The organism is Mycobacterium sp., from assembly GCF_035499775.1.
GTDB lineage: Bacteria > Actinomycetota > Actinomycetes > Mycobacteriales > Mycobacteriaceae > Mycobacterium.
In genome coordinates this window covers 44,894-65,267 of sequence record NZ_DATJYB010000324.1, presented here as the reverse complement: position 1 = coordinate 65,267, position 20,374 = coordinate 44,894, and the positions used below count along the sequence as shown (strand labels likewise).

22 protein-coding genes and 1 pseudogene are annotated in these 20,374 nt (G+C 64.8%); 13 read left to right on the top strand and 10 right to left on the bottom strand.

Going from position 1 to position 20,374, the window contains the following annotated elements; all coding sequences use genetic code 11:
• The 4 genes from VML93_RS20690 to VML93_RS20675 all read left to right on the top strand — a co-directional run.
• The coding region (locus tag VML93_RS20690) for a flavin-containing monooxygenase (RefSeq protein WP_414686405.1) at positions 1–812 on the top strand (812 nt) is incomplete at its 5' end.
• 22 nt (positions 813–834) lie between these two features.
• Entirely contained in the window at positions 835–1,962 is a 1,128-nt protein-coding gene (locus VML93_RS20685; RefSeq protein WP_325613545.1) for an alpha/beta hydrolase, read from the top strand.
• Entirely contained in the window at positions 1,959–2,339 is a 381-nt protein-coding gene (locus VML93_RS20680) for a nuclear transport factor 2 family protein (RefSeq protein WP_325613552.1), read from the top strand. The genes VML93_RS20685 and VML93_RS20680 overlap by 4 nt, the downstream gene beginning before the upstream one ends.
• Complete coding sequence (locus tag VML93_RS20675; protein WP_325613543.1) at positions 2,336–3,382, top strand: TIGR03857 family LLM class F420-dependent oxidoreductase; 1,047 nt, start codon at positions 2,336–2,338, stop codon at positions 3,380–3,382. Before VML93_RS20680 ends, VML93_RS20675 begins: the two co-directional genes overlap by 4 nt.
• Here the strand turns inward: VML93_RS20675 and VML93_RS20670 are convergent.
• From VML93_RS20670 to VML93_RS20655, 4 genes are read right to left on the bottom strand one after another with little or no spacing between them, the layout of a single operon-like run.
• Positions 3,379–4,359, bottom strand: coding sequence for an NAD(P)-dependent oxidoreductase (locus VML93_RS20670; RefSeq protein WP_325613541.1), 981 nt, complete (start codon positions 4,357–4,359; stop codon positions 3,379–3,381). The two genes, VML93_RS20675 and VML93_RS20670, sit on opposite strands and share 4 nt — an antisense overlap.
• Complete coding sequence (locus VML93_RS20665; protein ID WP_325613539.1) at positions 4,356–6,053, bottom strand: nitric oxide reductase activation protein NorD; 1,698 nt, start codon at positions 6,051–6,053, stop codon at positions 4,356–4,358. The genes VML93_RS20670 and VML93_RS20665 overlap by 4 nt, the downstream gene beginning before the upstream one ends.
• The gene (locus VML93_RS20660) at positions 6,050–6,877 is read right to left on the bottom strand and encodes a CbbQ/NirQ/NorQ/GpvN family protein (RefSeq protein WP_325613537.1); all 828 of its coding nucleotides are present in this window, start codon (positions 6,875–6,877) and stop codon (positions 6,050–6,052) included. The genes VML93_RS20665 and VML93_RS20660 overlap by 4 nt, the downstream gene beginning before the upstream one ends.
• Positions 6,877–8,064, bottom strand: a complete 1,188-nt coding sequence (locus tag VML93_RS20655; RefSeq protein ID WP_325613535.1) for a spirocyclase AveC family protein — start codon at positions 8,062–8,064, stop codon at positions 6,877–6,879. The genes VML93_RS20660 and VML93_RS20655 overlap by 1 nt, the downstream gene beginning before the upstream one ends.
• 88 nt (positions 8,065–8,152) lie before the next feature.
• Between VML93_RS20655 and VML93_RS20650 the strand changes: the two genes are divergently transcribed.
• On the top strand, positions 8,153–8,755 hold the full coding sequence (locus VML93_RS20650; protein WP_325613533.1) for a helix-turn-helix domain-containing protein: 603 nt from the start codon (positions 8,153–8,155) through the stop codon (positions 8,753–8,755).
• A 2-nt stretch (positions 8,756–8,757) separates the two neighbouring features.
• On the opposite strand, the gene VML93_RS20645 is transcribed toward VML93_RS20650, so the two are convergent.
• Positions 8,758–9,402 carry a TetR/AcrR family transcriptional regulator gene (locus VML93_RS20645; protein ID WP_325613531.1) on the bottom strand — a complete coding sequence of 215 codons (645 nt, stop codon included), beginning with the start codon at positions 9,400–9,402 and terminating at the stop codon, positions 8,758–8,760.
• Positions 9,403–9,418: 16 nt separating this feature from the next.
• Positions 9,419–10,915 carry an acyl-CoA carboxylase subunit beta gene (locus tag VML93_RS20640; protein WP_325613529.1) on the bottom strand — a complete coding sequence of 499 codons (1,497 nt, stop codon included), beginning with the start codon at positions 10,913–10,915 and terminating at the stop codon, positions 9,419–9,421.
• Positions 10,916–11,092: 177 nt separating this feature from the next.
• On the opposite strand from VML93_RS20640, the pseudogene VML93_RS20635 reads away from it, so the two are divergent.
• The 4 genes and pseudogenes from VML93_RS20635 to VML93_RS20620 all read left to right on the top strand — a co-directional run.
• Positions 11,093–11,224 (top strand): annotated as a pseudogene (locus VML93_RS20635) (pyridoxamine 5'-phosphate oxidase family protein); the annotation flags it as partial.
• A gap of 65 nt (positions 11,225–11,289) precedes the next feature.
• Positions 11,290–11,478, top strand: a complete 189-nt coding sequence (locus VML93_RS20630; RefSeq protein ID WP_325613554.1) for a hypothetical protein — start codon at positions 11,290–11,292, stop codon at positions 11,476–11,478.
• A gap of 10 nt (positions 11,479–11,488) precedes the next feature.
• Positions 11,489–12,511 carry an LLM class F420-dependent oxidoreductase gene (locus VML93_RS20625; protein WP_325613528.1) on the top strand — a complete coding sequence of 341 codons (1,023 nt, stop codon included), beginning with the start codon at positions 11,489–11,491 and terminating at the stop codon, positions 12,509–12,511.
• Between the two features lie 13 nt (positions 12,512–12,524).
• A complete protein-coding gene (locus VML93_RS20620; RefSeq protein ID WP_325613527.1) occupies positions 12,525–13,760 on the top strand; it encodes a cytochrome P450 in 1,236 nt (411 codons plus the stop codon).
• Between the two features lie 29 nt (positions 13,761–13,789).
• On the opposite strand, the gene VML93_RS20615 is transcribed toward VML93_RS20620, so the two are convergent.
• Positions 13,790–14,086 carry a hypothetical protein gene (locus VML93_RS20615; RefSeq protein ID WP_325613525.1) on the bottom strand — a complete coding sequence of 99 codons (297 nt, stop codon included), beginning with the start codon at positions 14,084–14,086 and terminating at the stop codon, positions 13,790–13,792.
• A 220-nt stretch (positions 14,087–14,306) separates the two neighbouring features.
• Between VML93_RS20615 and VML93_RS20610 the strand changes: the two genes are divergently transcribed.
• On the top strand, positions 14,307–15,131 hold the full coding sequence (locus VML93_RS20610) for an SDR family NAD(P)-dependent oxidoreductase (protein WP_325613524.1): 825 nt from the start codon (positions 14,307–14,309) through the stop codon (positions 15,129–15,131).
• An 83-nt stretch (positions 15,132–15,214) separates the two neighbouring features.
• Here VML93_RS20610 and VML93_RS20605 read toward each other — a convergent pair whose 3' ends face one another.
• On the bottom strand, positions 15,215–15,808 hold the full coding sequence (locus VML93_RS20605) for a hypothetical protein (protein WP_325613522.1): 594 nt from the start codon (positions 15,806–15,808) through the stop codon (positions 15,215–15,217).
• A 165-nt stretch (positions 15,809–15,973) separates the two neighbouring features.
• Here VML93_RS20605 and VML93_RS20600 point away from each other — a divergent pair, with 165 nt between their 5' ends.
• The 3 genes from VML93_RS20600 to VML93_RS20590 all read left to right on the top strand — a co-directional run bounded on the left by VML93_RS20600 (position 15,974) and on the right by VML93_RS20590 (position 17,974).
• Positions 15,974–16,522, top strand: a complete 549-nt coding sequence (locus VML93_RS20600) for a YceI family protein (protein WP_325613521.1) — start codon at positions 15,974–15,976, stop codon at positions 16,520–16,522.
• A 232-nt stretch (positions 16,523–16,754) separates the two neighbouring features.
• Positions 16,755–17,195: a VOC family protein gene (locus VML93_RS20595; RefSeq protein WP_325613520.1), complete on the top strand. Its 441-nt coding sequence runs from the start codon at positions 16,755–16,757 to the stop codon at positions 17,193–17,195.
• Entirely contained in the window at positions 17,192–17,974 is a 783-nt protein-coding gene (locus VML93_RS20590) for an SDR family oxidoreductase (protein ID WP_325613518.1), read from the top strand. Before VML93_RS20595 ends, VML93_RS20590 begins: the two co-directional genes overlap by 4 nt.
• On the opposite strand, the gene VML93_RS20585 is transcribed toward VML93_RS20590, so the two are convergent.
• Together VML93_RS20585 and VML93_RS20580 are read right to left on the bottom strand one after the other, a co-directional pair.
• Complete coding sequence (locus VML93_RS20585; RefSeq protein WP_325613516.1) at positions 17,971–19,128, bottom strand: Zn-dependent alcohol dehydrogenase; 1,158 nt, start codon at positions 19,126–19,128, stop codon at positions 17,971–17,973. The genes VML93_RS20590 and VML93_RS20585 overlap by 4 nt on opposite strands.
• Entirely contained in the window at positions 19,125–20,360 is a 1,236-nt protein-coding gene (locus tag VML93_RS20580) for a cytochrome P450 (RefSeq protein ID WP_325613514.1), read from the bottom strand. Before VML93_RS20580 ends, VML93_RS20585 begins: the two co-directional genes overlap by 4 nt.
• Positions 20,361–20,374 lie beyond the last annotated feature (14 nt).

Here is a 20,374-nt window from a genome sequence, read left to right as displayed (position 1 = left end):
GCCTTGCGCGGCTCGATCGGGACGGCTGGCTGGCGGCGACGGCGTTCGTCTGGGCCGACGCCGCCGTCGACATGGAAGCCAACCGCGCCGTGCAGGAACTCTACGCCGAGATGATCCGTCGCACGGTGAAAGATCCCGAGACCGCGGCGGCGCTCGTCCCCCACTACCCGATGGGGTGCAAGCGGCCGATCATCGACATCGGCTACTTCGAGACCTTCAATCGGGAGAACGTGACGCTGGTCGACCTGCGCAAGGGGGCGATCACGCGGGTGACGCCGGAGGGGATCGAGACCGAGCAGGGCTTCTTCCCGCTCGATGTGATCGTCTACGCCACCGGGTTCGACGCCATGACCGGGGCGCTGACCCGTATCGATATTCGGGGCCGTGACGCCATGTCGCTCAGCGAGTTCTGGGCCACCGCCGGGCCGCTGTGCTATCTCGGGCTGGCGGTTGCCGGCTTCCCGAACCTGTTCACCATCCAGGGCCCGGGCAGTCCCAGCGCCGCGACGAATTTCGTTGCCGCCCTCGAGCAGCATGTGGAGTGGATCGGCGACTGCATCGCCTATCTGCGTGCCAACGAAATCCGCACCATCGAGGCGCTGGGCCCTGCGCAGCAGGAGTGGATCGACCACGCCACCGCGCTCGTCGCGCCGACGGTGCTGGTCCACCCGAGCTGCAATTCTTGGTACAACGGCGGCAATGTGCCCGGGAAGAAACGGATGTACATGGGTTATACCGGCGGGATCCCCGAATACCGGCGCCGCTGCGATGAAATCGCGGCGGGCGGATACACCGGTTTCAAGCTGAGTTAGCCCGTCTGGAAGGGAGGGTGACATGTCCTGGGTGACACGAACTCCGAGCATCGCGCGGCAGCTGGGCATGGTGGTGCCGCGCACGCTGACCGGTCTCAACGAATCGTCGGGCTGGACGTGGGCGTCGGCCCGCGGCGCGCGCCAGTTCGGCGAGGTCATGCTCGACGAGCTTGTCCTGACCGGCTTTTCGATACTGGGCGGGGACGTGCCCCAGACGGCGCGGCCGCCGAGCGCCTACGCCGCGGCGGCCGAGGAATTGTCGTCGCTGGGCATTGACGGCGCGCATGCCGATCCGGAACCGTTGCGAGTCCACTCGATACGGCGACAGCGCATCGCCGGCCTGTCCTACGAGCGGATGACCTTCGAGCACGATCCGGCGCTGCCGCAAACGCTGGAAGCCGAGCGTCTGGGCGGCCGGGCCCGGGCGGTGGTGCACCTGTGCCGGCACCCTGACGGTCCGCGACCGTGGCTGGTGTGGGTACACGGCGCCGGTCAGGGCGGTGTCGAAGATCTGCTCCTGACTCGGATCGGCCGGATACAGCGCGAGCTGGGGTTCAACGTGGCGCTGCCGATACAGCCCGGACACGGCAGCCGTCGCCGCCACTGGCCGCGCTACCCGGACATGGACCCGCTGGGCAATGTGGCGGGCATGATGCGAGCGGTCTCCGAGGTGCGCGCCGTGGTGCGCTGGGCGCAGCCGAACGCCACTGCCGTTGTGGTAGCCGGGATTTCGATGGGCACGCCGGTAGCCGCGCTGGTTTCGCATCTCGAGCGGTCGATCGACGCGGTGGCGCTGTACACGCCGATCCTGGGGCTCAACGCGATGATCGCGCGACACTTGGGACGCTGGGGGACGTCGCGCAATGCCTACCGGGAGCTGCTGCAGTCCACCGTGGTCTCGCAGCTGACCTCGGTGATCGATCCGCTGAGCGTGGACCCGGCGCCGCCGCCGCACCGCCGGCTGATCGTCGGTGCGTGGCACGATCGGATGGCGATGCGCGAGCCGACGATTGCGCTACAGGAGCGGTGGGGCGGACAGCTCTACTGGTATCCGGGCGGCCATGTCGGCCAGGTGTTCTCGCGGCGCGTGCCGAAGGTCACCGAGCGGTTCCTGCGCGGGGTCGTCGACGAGTCGGAGGTGCGCGGCTGATGGCCACCCGCACCGCGCGCGAGGTGGTCGAGCTCTACAACCTGGTGGTCTGGAACGAACGCGATATCGAGCTGGCCGAGGAGTTGTTCGGGGACAACGTCATTCGACACGAGGTCGGTGAGGCGAATACGCTGACCCACGCTCAGGCGGTCCAGCGAGTAGCGGACATGTGGCAACTCTTCGACTCGCTGCTCTTCGAGCTCAACATCGTCATCGACGGCGACGACGGCGAGCACGTCGCGATCGTGTACGACTCGAGCATGACCACCAAGGACGGCACCGAGACCAACGTCGCCAGCATGGAGGTGTTCCGCGTTGTCGACGGCAAGATCACCGAGGTGTGGAACTGCGGCTACAAACAAGGAGTTTGGAATTGAGTGATCGCACGCTCGACGAATTGGGCTACTACCTGCTGGCCGGGGCCGGGGGAGAGGGCCCCGCGACATTGATGGACGAGGCCCGGCGCGGTGAGGAGTTGGGCTTCGGCACCGCGTTCATCTCCGAACGCTGGAACGTCAAGGAGGCCTCGTCGCTGGTCGGGGCCGCGTGCGCGGTGACCAACCGGATGCAGATCGCCACTGCCGCAACCAATCACAACACTCGCCACCCGCTGATCACCGGATCGTGGGCGACCACCATGCACCGGCTCTCCGGCGGCCGGTTCACGCTGGGCATCGGCCGCGGCATCGCGGCGATCTACGGGGCCTTCGGGATCCCGGCGGTGACGACCGCCCAGATGGAAGACTGGGCGCAGGTCATGCGCCGCCTGTTCCACGGTGAGGTGATCTTCAACCACGACGGCCCGATGGGCAAATACCCGATCCTGTTTCTGGATCGGGACTTCGACGAAGACATTCGATTGGCGCTGGTGGCCTTCGGGCCTAACACGCTGGCGCTCGGCGGCCGGGCGTTCGACGACGTCATCCTGCACACCTACTTCACCCCGGAGACGTTGCGGCGCTGCGTCGAAACCGTCAAGGCTGCCGCGGAGAAAGCCGGCCGCGACCCCGACACCGTGCGGGTGTGGTCGTGCTTCGCCACTGTCGGTGACCACCTGCCCGAACAGCTGCGGCTGAAGAAGACCGTCGCGCGTCTGGCCACCTACCTGCAGGGGTACGGCGATTTGCTGGTCCAGACCAATAACTGGGATCCCGCTGTGCTGCAACGATTCCGGGGGGACGCGGTGGTGACGTCGGTGCCGGGCGGGATCGATCACAAGGCCACACCCGAGCAGATCGAGCACATCGCCACGCTGATTCCCGACGAGTGGCTGGAGCCGTCGGCCACCGGGTCGGCCCGGCAGTGCGTGGATCGTATCCGCAAAGAGTTCGATTACGGCGCCGACGCGGTGATCATGCACGGCGCGACACCCGACGAGCTCGAGCCGATCGTCACCGCGTATCGCGCCGGCGGTTTCTAGGCGCTGCTAGGGGACGCGCGGTTTTCCTTGAGGTAAGCAGAACTGCGGGTCACGAACCATGTCGCGAGCGGGCGCACGAGACGGATGACGGGCACCAGCAGCCCGAAGTCCTTTTTCATGTCTTCCAGTTGCTCGTTGAGTCCTCGCTTCTGGTACTCGAGCAGGCGCTGGCTTTCCTCGGTGTCCACCCAGTCCCCGAAGAAGCGCGGCGGCTTTTGCCGCACGAAGGCGTCGAGCGGAACGGGTCCGATTCCGATGGCACCCATCAGAGCATTGATGAAGTCGCCGTACGTCATTCGGCAGTTTGGGCCGCCGGCGATGAGAAGTGTCTTCCCGATCGATTCCGCACAAGCCGGTGCGCGCGCGAACGCGGTTCCGGCGTCGGCGGGATGGAGGAACTCCAATCGTGCGTCGGGGCTGAACTCGAACATGATGCTCGGATCCTGGGCCTGCAAGTGGATGGGGGTCACCGCCGCAAGCCGCAGGATGCTCCATTGCAGCCCCGATCGTCGGATTGCTTCCTCGCAGGCGATTTTCTGGCGTCCGTATTCGTCGGTCGGAGAAGCGGGTGTGTCGACACGCAGCGGTGGCTCGCGATCCTGGACGTCGCCACACACGCCCAGCGACGACGCGAAGACCAGCCGTTTGGCGGTGGGCGAGGCCTCCATCTGCTCGATCAAGTTGCGCGTGGCATCGAGGTTCACTTTGCGGGCCAGATCGGGCGCCTTTTCGGAGTAGGGAGGGATGATGCCCGCCATGTGGATCACCGAGTCCGCGCCCTCCAGCGCAGAGCCCAGCGATTCCGGTTTTGTGATATCGCCCCAGACGAAGTGCACGCGTTCGTCGAAGCCGGACGCGAGTTTGCGCGCCCGGCGAGAGTCGAGGTCGAAGGCGACGACGTCGTGGCCCTCTTGAAGCAATGCCGTCAAAGCCGCCAGGCCGACGTTTCCCAGCGCACCCGTCAACAAGACTTTCATGTCTTAATCTCTTTCGGTTTCGGTGCGCTTAGTTCCCGCAGGGCGGACAGGAACAGCTCATCCATCTGCGAACTCAAGTCGGCCAGGGTCGGCGCGCTGGCATGGCTGGCGGAGCCGAAGACACGCCCGAGCATATCGGTGGCCGAGGAGCCGACGGAAAGGCAGAGGCAGGCAATACCTTCCATGCGGAGCTCTTCAAGGGCTTTCGCGGCGTCGGCTTCGGCATAGCGGCCTTCGTAGCCGTGGTCGTAGGGAAAGCCATCGGAAAGGACGACCAGCAGCCGATTGGGAGTACCGGCCTGGGTTTTGAGGATTTCGCCTGCGCCTCGGATGCCGGCGCCGAGGCGCGTGTAACCCGATGGCTGGAGCTGGTTTAGCCGGGCTCGCTCCACGGCGCCGAACCGATTTCCAAATCCTTTGATAGAGGGCAGATGCACCGCGTGGCGGCCTTGCGATCGAAAGGCATAGACGGCGACGCGGTCGCCAAGCTCCTCGAGCGTGACAGCCAACGTGGCAGCCGCCCGTCGCTGATGATCGTGTACGGCCAGGCCGTCTGGATCCGTCTCGGTGGCCGATCCCGAGGCATCGAGCAAGACGAGGACGCCGAGATTGCGATCAAGTTTGCGGCGTTCCAGGTAGACGCATTCTGGTGGCGAGTAGCCCGAGCGCAGATCGGCCAAAAGGTTGATGAGCGCCTCGATGTCGAGCTCGTCGCCATCGGGACGGCCGCGCAGAACCTTTGGGCCGAGGCCGACCCGAGACAGGCGGCGGCGGAGCACGTCGTCGTGTGGAACGCCTGCGGCGCCGATGTCAGCGGGGACGGTCACCGGGAAGTCGATGACTCGGCACCAATCCGGCCGATAGCGGTTGTTGTGTTCGTCCCACTCCGGATAGAGCGCGCCGCCCACGCCTGCCGTGGCGCCGGGGTTTTGGTCATCGGTGAAACGGATCCTCGTGGGCGCAGGTCGGGACTGTGTTCCCGTCGCGTGTGCGCGCCGAACGGCGCGAACCTGCATCTCCGCGCCGGCAACGCCGTCCCCGGGGGAACGCGAACTGCCAAGCAATTTGCGGAAATAGTCCGACAGCGTCCGCGAGGCAAAGAGCGGATTCTCAAACAGTTTGAGGACCTTGCTCTCCTTGACCCGCTCCCGGTCGCGGTCGTCGCCGGCATCTGGCAGGTCGACGGGATCGAATTCCAGGCGCAGGTCCTTCTCGGTGGTCTGCGAGCCCGGCCCGTCCGGAGCCGCAAGCAGTCGGGAGGGCCGGATAACCCCGAACCATTCCGGTGGAGCGGCGATTTCCGCTGTGCTCCTGGCCACCTCGAGTGACTTATCGGCGGTCGTGGTGCGCGGTAGGCCATCGGGACACAGCGCGGCCGCCAGTGAGATCTGCCCGGCGATTTCGGCAAGGACGCGATGCCCTTCGAGCGCGAGGTAGCGGCGCGCTATCGAGGGACGTGCCCGCAATGCCTGGACCAATTGCCGATCCAGACTGCCCGCGCCCAACAGACCACTCTGGAGAAGCATCTCGCGGCGTTGTTCGTCGAGAGGCCGGCCCGCCGAGACGAATATGACCTTGCCGTCGGTGTGAGCGGCCTCGCCTGCCGACGCCTCGGCGACGTCGACGGACCTGCCCGCGATATGGGTGGCAAGGAATCGAAACCGGTTAGGGTTCTGCGGATTTGAGGCGGTCACGTCCGGTGCAGCACGGCGTCTGTGAGTTCACTGAGGGCGCGAACGACGTCCGGATCGTCTGTGAGCACCTCGACGACGGCTGACTGGACGGCACTGCGGAGGCTCAGCCCTTCGGCGACAAGGCCGCCGGCGAGGATCAACATCCGGGTCGACGATACTTCGCGCAGTGGTGAACCCGTCAGGTTCCGGATCGCGTCGCCCAGGGTGACCAGAGCGCGGGCGGTCGCGAAGTCGATCCCCGCTTCGTGGGCAACCACTACCGTCTCGATCTCGACGGGCGGGAAATCCAAGGTGATGGCGATGAAGCGCTGGCGGGTCGACTCCTTGATGTTCTTCAGAACGCTTTGGTAGCCGGGATTGTAGGAAATCACCAGCTGGAAGCCCGGTGCCGCCTTCAACGTGGTGGCGAGCCGATCGACCGGGAGCTCACGGCGATGATCGGCGAGCGGATGAATGACCACGGTGGTGTCCTGGCGCGCTTCCACCACTTCGTCCAGGTAGCAGATCGCGCCGTCGCGCACGGCCCGCGTCAGCGGCCCGTCCACCCAGACCGTTTCCCCGCCTTTGAGCAGAAACCGGCCCACCAGGTCCGCCGACGTCATGTCCTCGTGGCCCGCGACGGTGATCAAGTCGCGACCGAGCTCGTGAGCCATGGCCTCCACGAAGCGGGTCTTCCCACATCCCGTGGGACCCTTCAGCAGCACCGGCAGACCGCGGCGGGCCGCCGCCCGAAAGATGTCCATCTCCTCGCCGACCGCTCGGTAGAACGGTGCCTCCGCAACGGAGCCCACGGAGTTAACAGTGGCGGGTGGACCGTTCAACATCACTTCCCGCGATCGAAGGGAACGATCGCCGGAAGCTTGACGCCGTCCGGAAGCACAAGCTTGCCATCGGGATTGACGTAGCCGGAGTTTCTGAGTGGAACCGGGACTGCGGGATCGGGGCAGAGTCGATCGGTTCCGTCTCCGCAGATTCCCATGAGGAAGTAGGAGCGCTTCACGATGTCGGCGGGCCACGGGTCCTGATGCATGGCGAACCATTGCGCCGGAATGTTGTAGAAGACAAAGAAGAACATGCTGCACGCGGCGAAGATGGCCAGGAAGCGCGTGAGTTGCTGCTTGACAAACCCGCCCTGGATTCGTTCCAAGCCGCGTTCCACAAACGTCCGGCCGCGGTCGTCGGTGAAGTAGCGCAAAGCGCACAGCCCCGCTTGCACGCCGCCCCACATCAGCCCCTCGTACACCGGCCACTGGTAATAGGTGCCGGCATTGATGGACAAGGACTTGATCGCACCGGGGTAGATGTACAGCCCCATCGGCATGAGGAACAGGCCCTCCATGACCAAGTCGAAGAAGAACGTCCAGACGATCAAGACCCCGATCAGACCGGCGTTACTGATGTTGGGCCAGCGCGATTTCGTCCGGCGCATCACCCAACAGCCCAGAATCGTGCAGAGCAGTACTCCGTACGAGTAACCCGGCGCATTCATCAACAGCGGTTCGGCCATCATGCGGCCCGGCTCCCCGTATGACACCCAACCCGGAATGTGCTGCACCCATGAGCCCCGGTTGAACATCCAGCTGTTGTACGTGCTCCACGTGCTGAAGTAGTTCAGCAGCGGGTCCTGAAAGAACAACAAGCCGCACGCCACCAGCAGCATGCCGTCCAGCGTGATTCGCCGCTCCCGCCGCCACGGCCGGACGATGAAGTAATAGATGCCGACCGGCAGACCGAGCACGATGACGGCCGTCCAGGTAAGCAGGACCACCTTCATCAGCGTCGGCGGATCGCTGGGCCCCGCGGGCACCCGTTTGAAGTAGGGGCCGGTCATCCATCGGATCCAGACGTAGAGCTGGAAAGCCAGGATGGCACCGCCGGCGATGGCCCAGGCCCGCACGGGCTTGCTCGCCGACTCCGGCCGACCACCGAGGGCGGCGACTCTACTGAGCGATTCGGTTACAGATTCGGTCTTAAAGGGGGAACTCTTGTTGTCCGACAGTCCGCTGCTCATCGATCGAACTCCTTCCGGCATGCGTGAATATACCAACTGGTATCTGAATAACAAGAGTGTTTCTCATTCTCGTGGCAGAATCGTTTGCATGGCTGAGCGGTGGACCCGGGAGCGCCGCGTCGAACGCACGCGTGCGCTTCTCCTGGATGCGGCGGAGCACGTATTCGCCGAAAAGGGCTTCACGCCAGCAACTCTCGATGACATCGCAGACACGGCGGGCTACACGAAAGGCGCGATCTACAAGCACTTCGCCACGAAGGAAGACTTGTTCCTGGCGGTGAGCGATCGGTACTGGCGTCGCTACTTCGACAATTTCGCCGAGGTGATGTCGGGGGCCAACGAGCTGGGAGCGCGCGAACTCGACGACATTGCCCAGCGGTGGCGCCAACTCAGTTCTGACCGCGGGGCCGCGCACGCTGCGCTGGGCCTCGAGTTCACCTTGTATCTGCGGCGCAATCCCGAGGCGCGGGAACGGGTGGCGGCCAAGAGATCAGAGGTGGTCGAGGCGCTGGGGAAATTTATCGCCGAGGGCGTCGACCGGCTCGGCGGAACCCTGCTGATCCCTCCGTTGACGTTCGCGCACATCCTCATTGCCACAAGCGATTCCGTCATGCTGGGCAGCCACCTGGACGACGTCGATCTCTACCGGCCGATTCTGGAAATGTACGTGTCGGTGATCAAGCTGCCCTGAACTCAACCGGTTCGCCGGGGGCGCTTGGCTGGGCCAGGCCTGAGGGCGGTCTTGGGTGCCACGTTGGATATCACCATCTGTAGGAACGGCTCGTAGAGATCGTGACCGTCCAGATGCGCGCTGATGGTGACACCCTCATGGCTGGCGATCAGAACCCGCGCCAAGGCGTCGGCCGGGATCGTCAGTGCGCCGCCGAGGCGCGCGATGTTGCTGGCGATGTAGTCGGCCAGCGACCGGATTGTTTCTTCACGCTTGGCCGCCAGCCGTTCCCGCGCGCCGGGGTTGCGGAGCAAAAAGAGTGAGAACTCGTATCCCAGCGCCGCGCTGTCCGGCCCGGCGATGTTCAGTGCACGCCACCGCTCGGCGAATTGAGCAACGTTGAGATCCTCGAGGCTTTCGAAGCCGCCGATGATGTCTTCGAAACCGTTGAGAAACCGAAGCAGGTGACGCTCGAACGCGGCCAGGAATAGTTCTTCTTTTGTTCCGAAATGCGAGTGGATCGCCCCGCGCGTGTATCCGGCCGCCGCAGCGATGTCTTCCAGTGCCGCGCCGCCGAACCCGCGCTTGGCAAACACTTCCTCGGCGGCGTCCATCAGCACCTCGCGGGTGTGCTCCAGGCGCCGTTGCCGTGTCCATCGTTCCGCCACGGGCTTATCTTCCCAGCTACGGCAAGATCACCGTGCGGCTCACCGGTTCGGCGGCGGCCTGCCGGCTTCGAAGAGCGCGTTGTAAAGAGGCCAGCAGCGCGTCGCGCGTCTCGCGGGGATCGATGAGCTCGTCGAACCCCATGCCCTCGGCCGACCGGAAGGATGCCTGCAACTCCGCGTCGCGTAGCTTGGCGGACATGTCCTCGCCGGCGTGCGTCGCGCGAGTGAGCGCCGCGGCGCTCATCGCCCCCATCGTTGCGCCGGGGTAGGCGAAGGTGGCCGACTGGTGATCGAACCCGAGCAGTGACATGACCATGGAGCCGAAACCGTAGGCCTTGCGTAGCGTGACGTGCAACTTGATCGTCGTGGCGGCGGTCTGGGCCGCGAACATCCGTGCGCCACTGCGAAGTACGCCTTCGCGTTCGGAGCGGCTGCCGGGCAGCATCCCGGGGTTGTCGGCCAAAAAGACGATCGGCAAGTGAAAGGAGTCGGCGACCAAGATGAAATGCGCCGCCTTGTCGGCGGCGGCGGCGTCGATCGACCCGGCTAGCACCTGTGGCTGGTTGGCCACGATCGCGACGGGATGCCCGCCGAGATGCGCTAAGGCGCAGATGATCGCTCTGCCGAACTGCGGCTGTACTTCGAACCAGTCCGGACGGTCGAAGACCACGTCGAGCACCGAACGCATGTCATAGACACGGCGGTTGTCGCGGGAGACGATCTCCAACAACTCCGGCGTCGGACGCGGTTCGGTCAGTGTGCCGGCCGGTTGCGACGGTGGGTAGGACCACGCGCTGGGCGGAAAATACGACAGATAGCGGCGAATATCGTCGAGCGCGGTTTCGTCGTCGTCAGCGACGTTGTGCACCACCCCGCTGAGCGGTGCGACGCCCGCTCCGCCGAGATCCTCCTTCGAGATCTCCTCACCGGTGGACTCTTTGACGACCGGCGGCCCGGCGGTGAAGATCGCACCCTGCTTGCTCATGATCCGGAAATCGCAGACCGGGGCGACGAGGGCGCCGTGCCCGGCCGAGGGGCCGAGCACCGCCGCGACCGTCGGAACCCGGCCCGAGCACTGGGTCTGGGCGAGCAGATCGGTCGGGCTGCGCCCGTAGTGCCCGCCGGTCGGACGAAAACCGGCGCCGTCGAGCAGCATCACCAACGGAACCTTGTCGCGCACCGCCAGCTCGGCGATCCGGTAGCGCTTGGAGTTGCCCCCCGGCCCGATGCTGCCGGCCAATGTCGTGAAGTCCTCGGCGCCCACCAGCACCGGCACCCCGTTGATAAGACCGGAGCCGGTGACGATCGCGTCGGCGGCGATATCGCCGCCGACCATGGTTCCGATTTCACGGAAGGTGCCCGGATCGAGGAGTCGCGCTATGCGCGCACGAGCGTCGAGTTTTCCCTTGCCGCGATGCTTGTCGAGCCGCTCCGGGCCGCCCATGGCCAACGCATGGCGACGGCGACGGTCCAGATCATCGAGCGTCTCCGCCCAGTCCTGGCCTTTAGTCATGGTTCCGTCCTACCTCGCCGAAGGGCGGTCGGTACATACTGAAGTGCTTACTGTAGCCTCTGCGACAAACCAAGCACGATTGGGGCGAGCCGATGGTCCGGTTGACCGAAGACGAAGCGTGGGCAGAAATCGCGGCCGCGCACACCGGAATTCTGACCACGCTGCGCCGCCGACGGAATGCCGATCGCATTGCCGGTATGGTTCGTGGCCGAGGATCGCACGGTCGCGATGAGGACGCCAGCCGGCACCAAGAAGACCGCGCGGGTCCGGCATGACCCCAGGGCCTCGTTTCTGGTCGAATCGGGGGAACGCTGGGTCGACCTGCGGGCCGTCCATCTCACCGGCAGCGTCGAATTCGTCACCGACGAGCCTCGATGGGCCGTATCGAGGAAGGCATCGATGCGAAGTACGCAGCGTTTCGCCCGCCGGCCGGCGGCCTGCCCGAGGCGACGCGGCAGCGCTACGTCACCTCGGTCTATTTGCGGTTCGTGCCCGAGGGCAGGATCCTGACGTGGGACAATTCCCGTATCGCGGCCCAAATCGCGGGGCGGCATGAGTGGTAGCTTCCCATCCATGACGCCGGTGTCCAGCTTGAAGATCGATGGCGGGATCCCCCGTCGGCTCGAACGCGCGGCTGACGGGGCCGCGGCCCTGGAACGAGACGGGTACGACGGGGGCTGGACCGCCGAAACCAGCCACGACCCGTTCCTGCCGCTGCTGCTGGCTGCCGAACACACGTCACGACTGGAGCTAGGTACCAACATCGCGGTGGCGTTCGCGCGCAATCCGATGATCGTCGCCAACATCGGCTGGGACCTGCAGACGTACTCACAGGGCCGGTTCATCCTCGGCCTGGGCACGCAGATCCAGCCGCATATCGAAAAACGATTCAGCATGCCGTGGAGCCACCCGGCACGTCGGATGCGTGAATTCGTCGCTGCGCTGCACGCGATCTGGTCCGCGTGGCAGGACGGCACCAAGCTCCGGTTCGAGGGCGAGTTCTACACCCACAAGATCATGACCCCGATGTTCACCCCCGAGCCGCAACCTCACCGGGCTCCCAAGGTCTTCCTGGCCGCTGTCGGTGAGGCGATGACGGAGATGTGCGGCGAGATCGCCGACGGCCACCTCGGTCACCCGATGATCTCGAAGCGTTACCTCACCGAGGTGACGATGCCGGTGCTGCTGCGCGGTCTGCAATGCTCCGGTCGCGATCGCGGCGACTTCGAGGTGTCGGCCGAAGTGATGGTCGCAACCGGTACGAACGACGACGAACTGGCCACCGCGATTGCCGCCGCGCGCAAGCAGATTGCGTTCTACGGATCGACGCCGGCCTACCGCAAGGTTCTTGACTTGCACGGCTGGGGCGACCTGCACACCGAACTGAACCGTCTCTCCAAGGAAGGTGAGTGGGACACCATGGGCTCGCTCATCGATGACGAGATTCTGGATGCCTTCGCCGTCGTCGGCCCGGTCGACACGATCGCCGCCGGCATCCGAAGTCGTTGCCAGGGCGTGGTCGACCGCGTGCAACCGATCTGCTACGCCGCTTCCCAGGACTGTATTACCGCCGCACTCAAGGAGTTTCGGTTATGAATGACATACGACCATGAGCGCTCCGACGGTGGACGAAGCCGCCAGGTTATTGGCAGATCCATTGGCCTACACCGACGAGCCGCGGTTGCACGCCGCGCTGACTCATTTGCGCGCCAGCGCACCGGTGTCCTGGGTCGACGTGCCGCGCTACCGGCCGTTCTGGGCGATCACCAAACACGCCGACATCATGGACATCGAACGCGAGAACATGCTGTTCACCAACTGGCCGCGCCCGGTGCTGGCGACCATCGAGGGCGACGAGCTGCAGGCCGCCGCGGGCGTGCGCACACTGATCCATTTGGACGATCCGCAGCACCGGCTAGTGCGTGCGATCGGTGCGGATTGGTTCCGGCCCAAGGCGATGCGGGCGCTGAAGATGCGGGTCGACGAGCTGGCCAAGATCTATGTCGACAAGATGATGGCCGTCGGTCCCGAGTGCGACTTCGTGCAGCAGGTCGCGGTCAATTACCCGCTCTACGTGATCATGTCGCTGCTGGGCCTGCCGGAGGCCGACTTCCCGCGCATGCTCAAGCTGACCCAGGAACTGTTCGGCAGCGCTGACAGCGAGTTCAAGCGCGGCACCTCCGACGAGGACCAGTTACCGGCGCTGCTGGACATGTTCCAGTACTTCAACGGGGTGACCGCGTCGCGCCGTGAGCATCCGACCGAGGATCTCGCGTCGGCGATCGCGAATGCCCGTATCGACGGCGAGCCGTTGTCCGATCTCGAGACCGTGTCCTATTACCTGATCGTGGCCACCGCCGGCCATGACACCACCAGTGCCACTATTTCGGGCGGCATGCATGCACTCATCGACAACCCGGACCAGTTGACGCGACTGCGCGACGACTTGACGCTGATGCCGCGGGCCACCGAGGAGATGATCCGCTGGGTCACTCCGGTCAAGCATTTCATGCGCACCGCCGCCCAAGACACCTCCGTGCGCGGAGTACCTATCGCGGCAGGCGAATCCGTGCTGCTGTCGTACGCGTCGGCCAATCGTGACGAGGACGTCTTCGATGACCCGTTCCGCTTCGACGTCGGGCGCGACCCCAACAAACATGTGGCCTTCGGCTACGGCGTGCACTTCTGCATGGGCGCCGCGCTGGCCCGCATGGAGGTGAACAGCTTCTTCTCCGAATTGCTGCCCAGGCTGAAATCCATTGAGTGCAGCGGTGATCCGCAACTCACCGCGACGACGTTCGTCGGCGGCCTGAAGCACCTGCCGGTGCGCTACACGTTGGCGTGACGCGATTATGGGCGCTCGGCGAGCCGAGGCTAAATTGCGGGGGAGATCTGTTTGAGCATCGCATGGCCGTGACCGTCGGCCACGACTTCGGGTTTGTCTTTGTTCCAGAAGCCGTTGACCAGAATGGCAATACCCAGCGGCTCCTGGTTGGGTCCGGGCGGAGTGAAGCCGATCCACGACGACCAGCCGGTCAAACCGTCCTTCCAGACGATCAGCGGCTGCGGCGTTGGCGGTGGCGACGGGGGCGCCATTGTCGCCGTCGCCTCCGAGTCCGCCGGATCCGGGTGGGCGGCCGGATCTGACCGTTGACGCCAGATCGCAAGCATTCGTCGACTGGCACCGCGGCGCTCGAAGTTGGCGAGATGTGCTTCGAACCGGCGATGTCACCGTCACCGGCCCGCAGCTGCTGCGTCGCGCATTTCCGACCTGGAACCTGCATGTGCCCGTCGTCGATCCGGCATTCGGTCGGTTGGTGGGCTGACTCGAGAGCTGCCAACAGGTGCCGGTAGGCAACTGACGTTCCGCGCCAATCGATACACTCTTCGCGTGACGTCAAGGACGATTGTCATCACCGGTGCCAGCGACGGCATCGGCGCCTCGGCGGCCCGCCGGTTACATCAGAGCGGCGACAAGATCGTCGTGATCGGGCGGTCACAAAGCAAGACGGCCGCGGTGGCCGCGGAACTGGACGCGGACCATTTCGTGGTCGATTTCGCCGACCTGTCGCAGGTGCGAGCCCTGGCGCAGAAACTTCGCGCAGACTATCCCCGCATCGACGTGCTGCTCAACAACGCCGGGGGCATGAGTACCGAGATCCAACTGACACCCGACGGCTACGAACAGACCTATCAGGTCAACTACCTGTCGCCGTTTCTGCTCACCACGCAGTTGATGGATCTGCTCGTCGAGTCCAAAGCCACCGTCGTCAACACGACCAGCTCGTCGCACCTGATGGTCCTGCGGGCGACCGTCGCCGACCTGGAGAACACGGCGAGCCGCCGGGCCAGCACCGCCTACGCTCTGTCGAAGCTGGCGATCGTCTTGTTCACCAAGGAATTACATCGGCGATACCACGCCGACGGGCTCGCGGTTGCGACGGTCCACCCCGGCTATGTCAACTCCAATTTCGGCCCGGCGTCGGGATCGCGGTTTTTGGCGTTCATGAAGAAATACACGCCGACAGAACGGTTTACCGCCACCTCGGATGAAGGTGCAGAGCAGCTGGTCTGGCTGGCGTCAAGCACGCCCGGTACGGATTGGACCCCCGGCGAATACTATTCGCGGCACAAGATCGCGCGGGCCAACCGGTTGGCCAGGAATCCTCGGCTCGCCGCTGAGTTGTGGGAGAGCACGCTCGCCAGGATTGGTTAGGGTTCTCGGTTCGACTCGCCGAGCGTGGGTGATATGGACGAAATGTGTTCATAACCAACATGTTCGACGTGTATGGACGCCGATTACGACATGGGAGGTTCCTCGGTTCCGGCGGCGGTTAGCTCGTCGGCGGACAACGGCGCAAGCAACGGCGCCGCCTTGCTTTTGAGCCGCTGCAGCGCTTCTTCGAGCTGAGTATTAGACGGAACGGTCTTGAAAAGCTTTGGCGAATCCGAATGTTGGACAGCCACCAGCATGCCGCCCAGTATTTGAGCGTCTTCCAGGAAGGCTCGGGGGGCTTTCGACTCGATCAGGATCGGCGCGGCGATCATCAGCATGACCATGTACGTCCGAAGTTCCTCAGAGGCGGCGTTGCGATCGTCAGATGTGTTGGAAGCCAAGACCGCACGGGTAGCCCGGATGGCCTGACTCAACAAGATGGCGACATGCGCCGCCGTCGCGCGGAATCGTTGGCGGTTTTGACGGATCCCCAGCGCCTGGTTGATGATCAACACGCTGATCAGCACGACCAGAATCCCCGCGAGAGCATCCGTGGTGAAGGCCCGAGCCGACCACCAGCGTCGAAACGCGCCGTCGCTGAGGTCGAGAATTACGAGCGCCACCGATAGGACCGCCACTGCCATCGTCGCGACGCCGGCCTGCCAGAGCTTTAGCACACTCGAATCCTAGGTCTGGTACGCATCTGAATATGCGGGCTGTGTCCGCGGCGCTCACCCCTGCGGCAGTTGACCCGCCCGCCGAGGGAATGAAACCGGACCATGGTCCGTTTAGTGCGATGAAGGTGGCGGGGAGGCCGTCGCCCCAACAAGAAAGACGGACACATGACTGCAACCGCAACCACCCGACTCGGCGCCGGCACGTGGGCAATCGACCCGGTGCACTCGTCGATCAACTTCTCGGTACGTCATTTGATGGTCAGCAAGGTCCGCGGCAAGTTCGAGAACTTCAGCGGCGCGATCGGGGTCGCTGAGGACGGCACGCCGTCGGTGAATGCCGAGATCGCGATGGGTTCGGTCAACACGGGCAACCCCCAGCGCGACGCCCACCTGAAGTCGGCCGATTTCTTCGAGGTCGAGACGTACCCCACGGCGACCTTCACGTCCGGTGCGGTGGAGCCCGAGGGCGAAGGCTATCTGTTGCACGGCGAATTGTCGCTCAAGGGCGTCACCAAGCCTGTCATCCTCGACCTGGATTTCTACGGTGTCAACCCCGGCATGGGCCACGGTGAGGTCGCCGGCTTCGAAGCGTCAGTCGTGTTGAACCGCAAGGACTTCGGAATTGATCTCGACATGCCGCTGGAAACCGGCGGCGCGGTTGTCGGCGACAAGGTAACACTCACCCTCGAGATCGAGGCGGTCAAGCAGGCCTGACGCCGCGGTGCAATAGACGCGGTCTCTCGAAGGGCAACCTGGTCGGCGCGGGTGAACGACTGGTCGTAGGCACGACTTGATCACCCTCGCCGTTCCGGACGGTCAGTGCACAAGGCGCTGCCCGACCAGTTAGCGTCAACGCCTAAAATTGCGTCGTTACGGCGGGTCCCGGCCGGCCAAAGACTGTGACGAACCAGGGAAAGACTGTGACGAACCAGGGAAGAGGAAGCCTGTGCCAGGTATCCATCACGCCGCGATCTGCACCGCCGACGTCGAACGCTCGATGGAGTTCTGGCGCGACGGCATGGGATTCACTGAACTGTTCGACTACACCTTCACCGGGGATTGGCCAGAACTGTTTGGCGCCAAGACCGATCGACTGCGATCCATCTTTTTAGGCGATCCGCAAACGCCGGATACGGGCATAGTCGAACTAGTCGAGTTAGCGGGTGCCGACCAGGCGCTGCCCTCGCCGGAGGCGCCCCGGCACGGATTCTTCCTGCTGTCGCTGCAACGTGACGTCGAAGAGACACTGTCCGGGCTGGCCGCACTGGGCTTCACCCACGGCGTTCGCCGCATCACGATGCCCGCCCCCGGCGGCAGGACCGTCCCGATGGCCGTGATAGACGCGCCCGACGGCGTACTCGTCGAGTTGATCGGACCTGCGGCATGAGTGCATCGACTGCCTTGGTGACCGGCGGCGGTTCCGGGATCGGGCGTGAAACGGCGGCGTGGCTGCGCGAGGCTGGCCACGACGTCGTCACCTGGGACCTGTCGGGCGGCGATATCGATTGCGACATCAGCGATCCCGACGCCGTGGCCGCCGCGATGGAACAGACCATCCGCGAGCACGGAGTGCCCACGCGAGTCGTGACGAGCGCCGGCGTCGGGTCGTCCGGTCTGCTGCTGAAACTGCCGCCCGCCGAGTGGGAGCGGGTGTTGTCGGTCAATCTCACCGGCACCTGGTTCACGATCCGCGCGGCCGCCCAGGCCATGATCGACGCCGAACTGGAGGGCTCGATCGTGGTGGTCTCGAGCATCAGCGGCACCGTCGCAGATCGGGATATGGGTGCCTACTGCGTGTCGAAGGCCGGCCTGGACATGCTGGTGAAGGTCGCGGCCGTGGAGTGGGGCATTTACGGCATCCGTATCAACGCCGTCGGACCCGGCGTTACCCGAACCCCGATGCTGCCCGATGCCGAGAAGTGGCCCGCCTGGGTCGAGGGTATGTCGAAGCGCACCGCGTTGCGTCGGCTGGGGGAGCCCCGTGACATGGCCGAGGCCATTGTCGGTGTCCTCGAAATGTCCTGGGTGACCGGACAAGTGGTGCATGCCGACGGTGGGCTGTCCCTGCACAGCCCGATCGATGCCTACGGGCAGGTCGAGAAGTTGATGAGGCTGAAGAAACTGAAGGAATTGCACGAACAAAGGCAGAAGGCCAAAGAGTCTTAGTCGATGCCGTAATCGATGACGCCCCTGACGATTTCACCGTTGAGCAGGTCGGCGTAGGCATCGTTGATGTCGTCGAGTCGATAGCGTCTGGTGATCATCTCGTCGAGCAGGAGCTGGCCGGTCTGGTAGAGCCGGGCCAGCCGGGCGATGTCGGCCTTGCCGTTGCACGAGCCGAAGATGGTGCCCGCCAGGGTTTTGTTCATCAGGATGAAGTCCTGCAGGTTGATGTTCACCGAAGCTGTCAACTGTGAGGTCATGCCGGTGAGCACACAAGTCCCGCCCTTACGGGTGAGCGCCACGGCGTCACGGACGTCGTCGGCGGTGATCAGGGACGGCGAGACCACCACCGAGTCGGCCATCACCCCGTAGGTGAGTCCGCGTACCAGGTCCATTGCCTCGTCGACCGATGCGACGCTGTGGGTAGCGCCGAACTGCAGGGCCGACTTCTGCTTGAACTCCACCGGGTCGACGGCGACGATCTGCGCGGCGCCGTTGATCCGGGCGCCCTGGATGGCGCCTGTCCCGATGCCCCCGGCTCCGATGACGACGACGGTGTCGCCGCCGCGCACGCCGGCCCGGTTGGCGGCCGAGCCATAGCCGGTCGGTATCGCGCAGGACAGCAGGGCGCTGGGCACCAGTGGCAGGTCACGATCGATCTTGATCAGTGAATTCACCGATACCACAGTGTGTTTGGCGAATGCGCCAACCTTCGCCAGATGACCCAACGACCGGCCGTCGGCGGTGTGGTGACGGAACGTTCCGTCGGTGGGCATGCCCGGGATCATGGTGCCCATTCCGGTGTCGCAGAGGTACTCCATGCCGGTGGCGCACCAGCGGCACTGGCCGCACACGGCGACGAACGACATCACCACATGGTCGCCGGGAGCGAAGTCGGTGACGCCAGGGCCGACTTCACGCACGATGCCCGAGCCCTCGTGGCCGCCGATCATCGGGAACATGGTCGGCAGCCCCATCGCCTTCATGACCTCGTTGGGTGCCGACATGTCGCCTTTGAGGATGTGATCGTCGGAGTGGCACAACCCGGCGGCCGCCATTTCGACGAGGGCCTCGCCGGCGCGGGGCGGGTCGAGCTCGAAGTCCTCGACCGACCACGGCCCGCCGACGTCGTGCAGGATCGCCGCGCGGCTTTTCATGCGGCCGGGCTGAATGTGACAGGAAGCTTGTTGGGGGATCGGAAGGTGAGCCCGACGATCTTGGACTCCACACCGGTTCCGTCGTCGGCAACGAAACTCAGATCCTTGACGCGGTCGAACAGGCTGCTCAGCATCACCCGCGTCTCCAGCCGGGCCAGGTGCATACCGAGGCACATGTGGATGCCGCCGGCGAAGGCGATGTGGGCTTGCCGGGTGCGGCGGACGTCGAACGTGTTCGCGTCGGTCCAGCGGCTTTCGTCGCGGTTGGCCGAACCCATGCACATGTCGATCTGCGCGTCGGATGGGACTGTCTTGCCACCGATTTCGACTTCTCGCGTTGTGGTCCGCATGACCATGGTCAGTGGGGTTTCGAACCGCAGCCCCTCTTCGATCGCCATCGGTATCAACGACCGGTCCTGGTAGACCATCGCGAGTTGCTCGGGGTGGGTCAGCAGCAAGTACAGCAGGTTGCCCGACGAGCGGTAGGTGGTCTCCAGTCCGGCCGGCAGCAGCAGGCGCAGGAACGCGATGATGGCCTCGTCGGTCAGTTTCTCGCCGTCGATCTCGGCGGCGACCAGGTCCCCGATGATGTCGTCGGTGAGCTTGCGGCGCCGCTGTTCGACCTGGTTGAGGAAGTACCCGTGCAATTCGTTGGCCGCGGTCAGCCCCGCCATGATGTCGGTCGGGATGGAGATGAGGTCGAGGGAGAGCCGCCGGAACAGATCGAGATCCTCCGGGGGGAGCCCGAGCAGCGTGGAGATGATCCGGGTCGGAAACTCGAACGTCACCGCCTTCACCAGATCCGCCTCGCCGTGGTCTTTGATCTCGTCGACGAGCTGATCGCAGACCGGCCCGATGACCGACGGTTCCCAACGTTCCAGCGCGGTGGCCCGGAATGCCTTGGCCACCAGGTTGCGGTGGTCGTGGTGCTCTTTGCCGCCCATCGCCAGGATGGTGTGACCCATCACCAAGCCGATGGTGTTGTCGTACTTGGCCGACGTGAACGTCTTGTCGTCGCGGAACGCCTGAAACAGCTCGTCATAGCCGAACAGGGTCCATTCGTCGCTTGGCCTGAGTTCCTCAGGCATCTGGTCGTGGTCGGCCAGACCGCCATGCCAGACCGGGTCGGTTCGCCGCATGTGCTCGAAGAACGGGTATGGGCTGGTCTCGCCGGTGAAGTCGAGGGTGACGGGCGCGCCCCCGGTGTTGGAATGGTCGGTGCTGAGCGTCATCAGCGCTCCTCTCT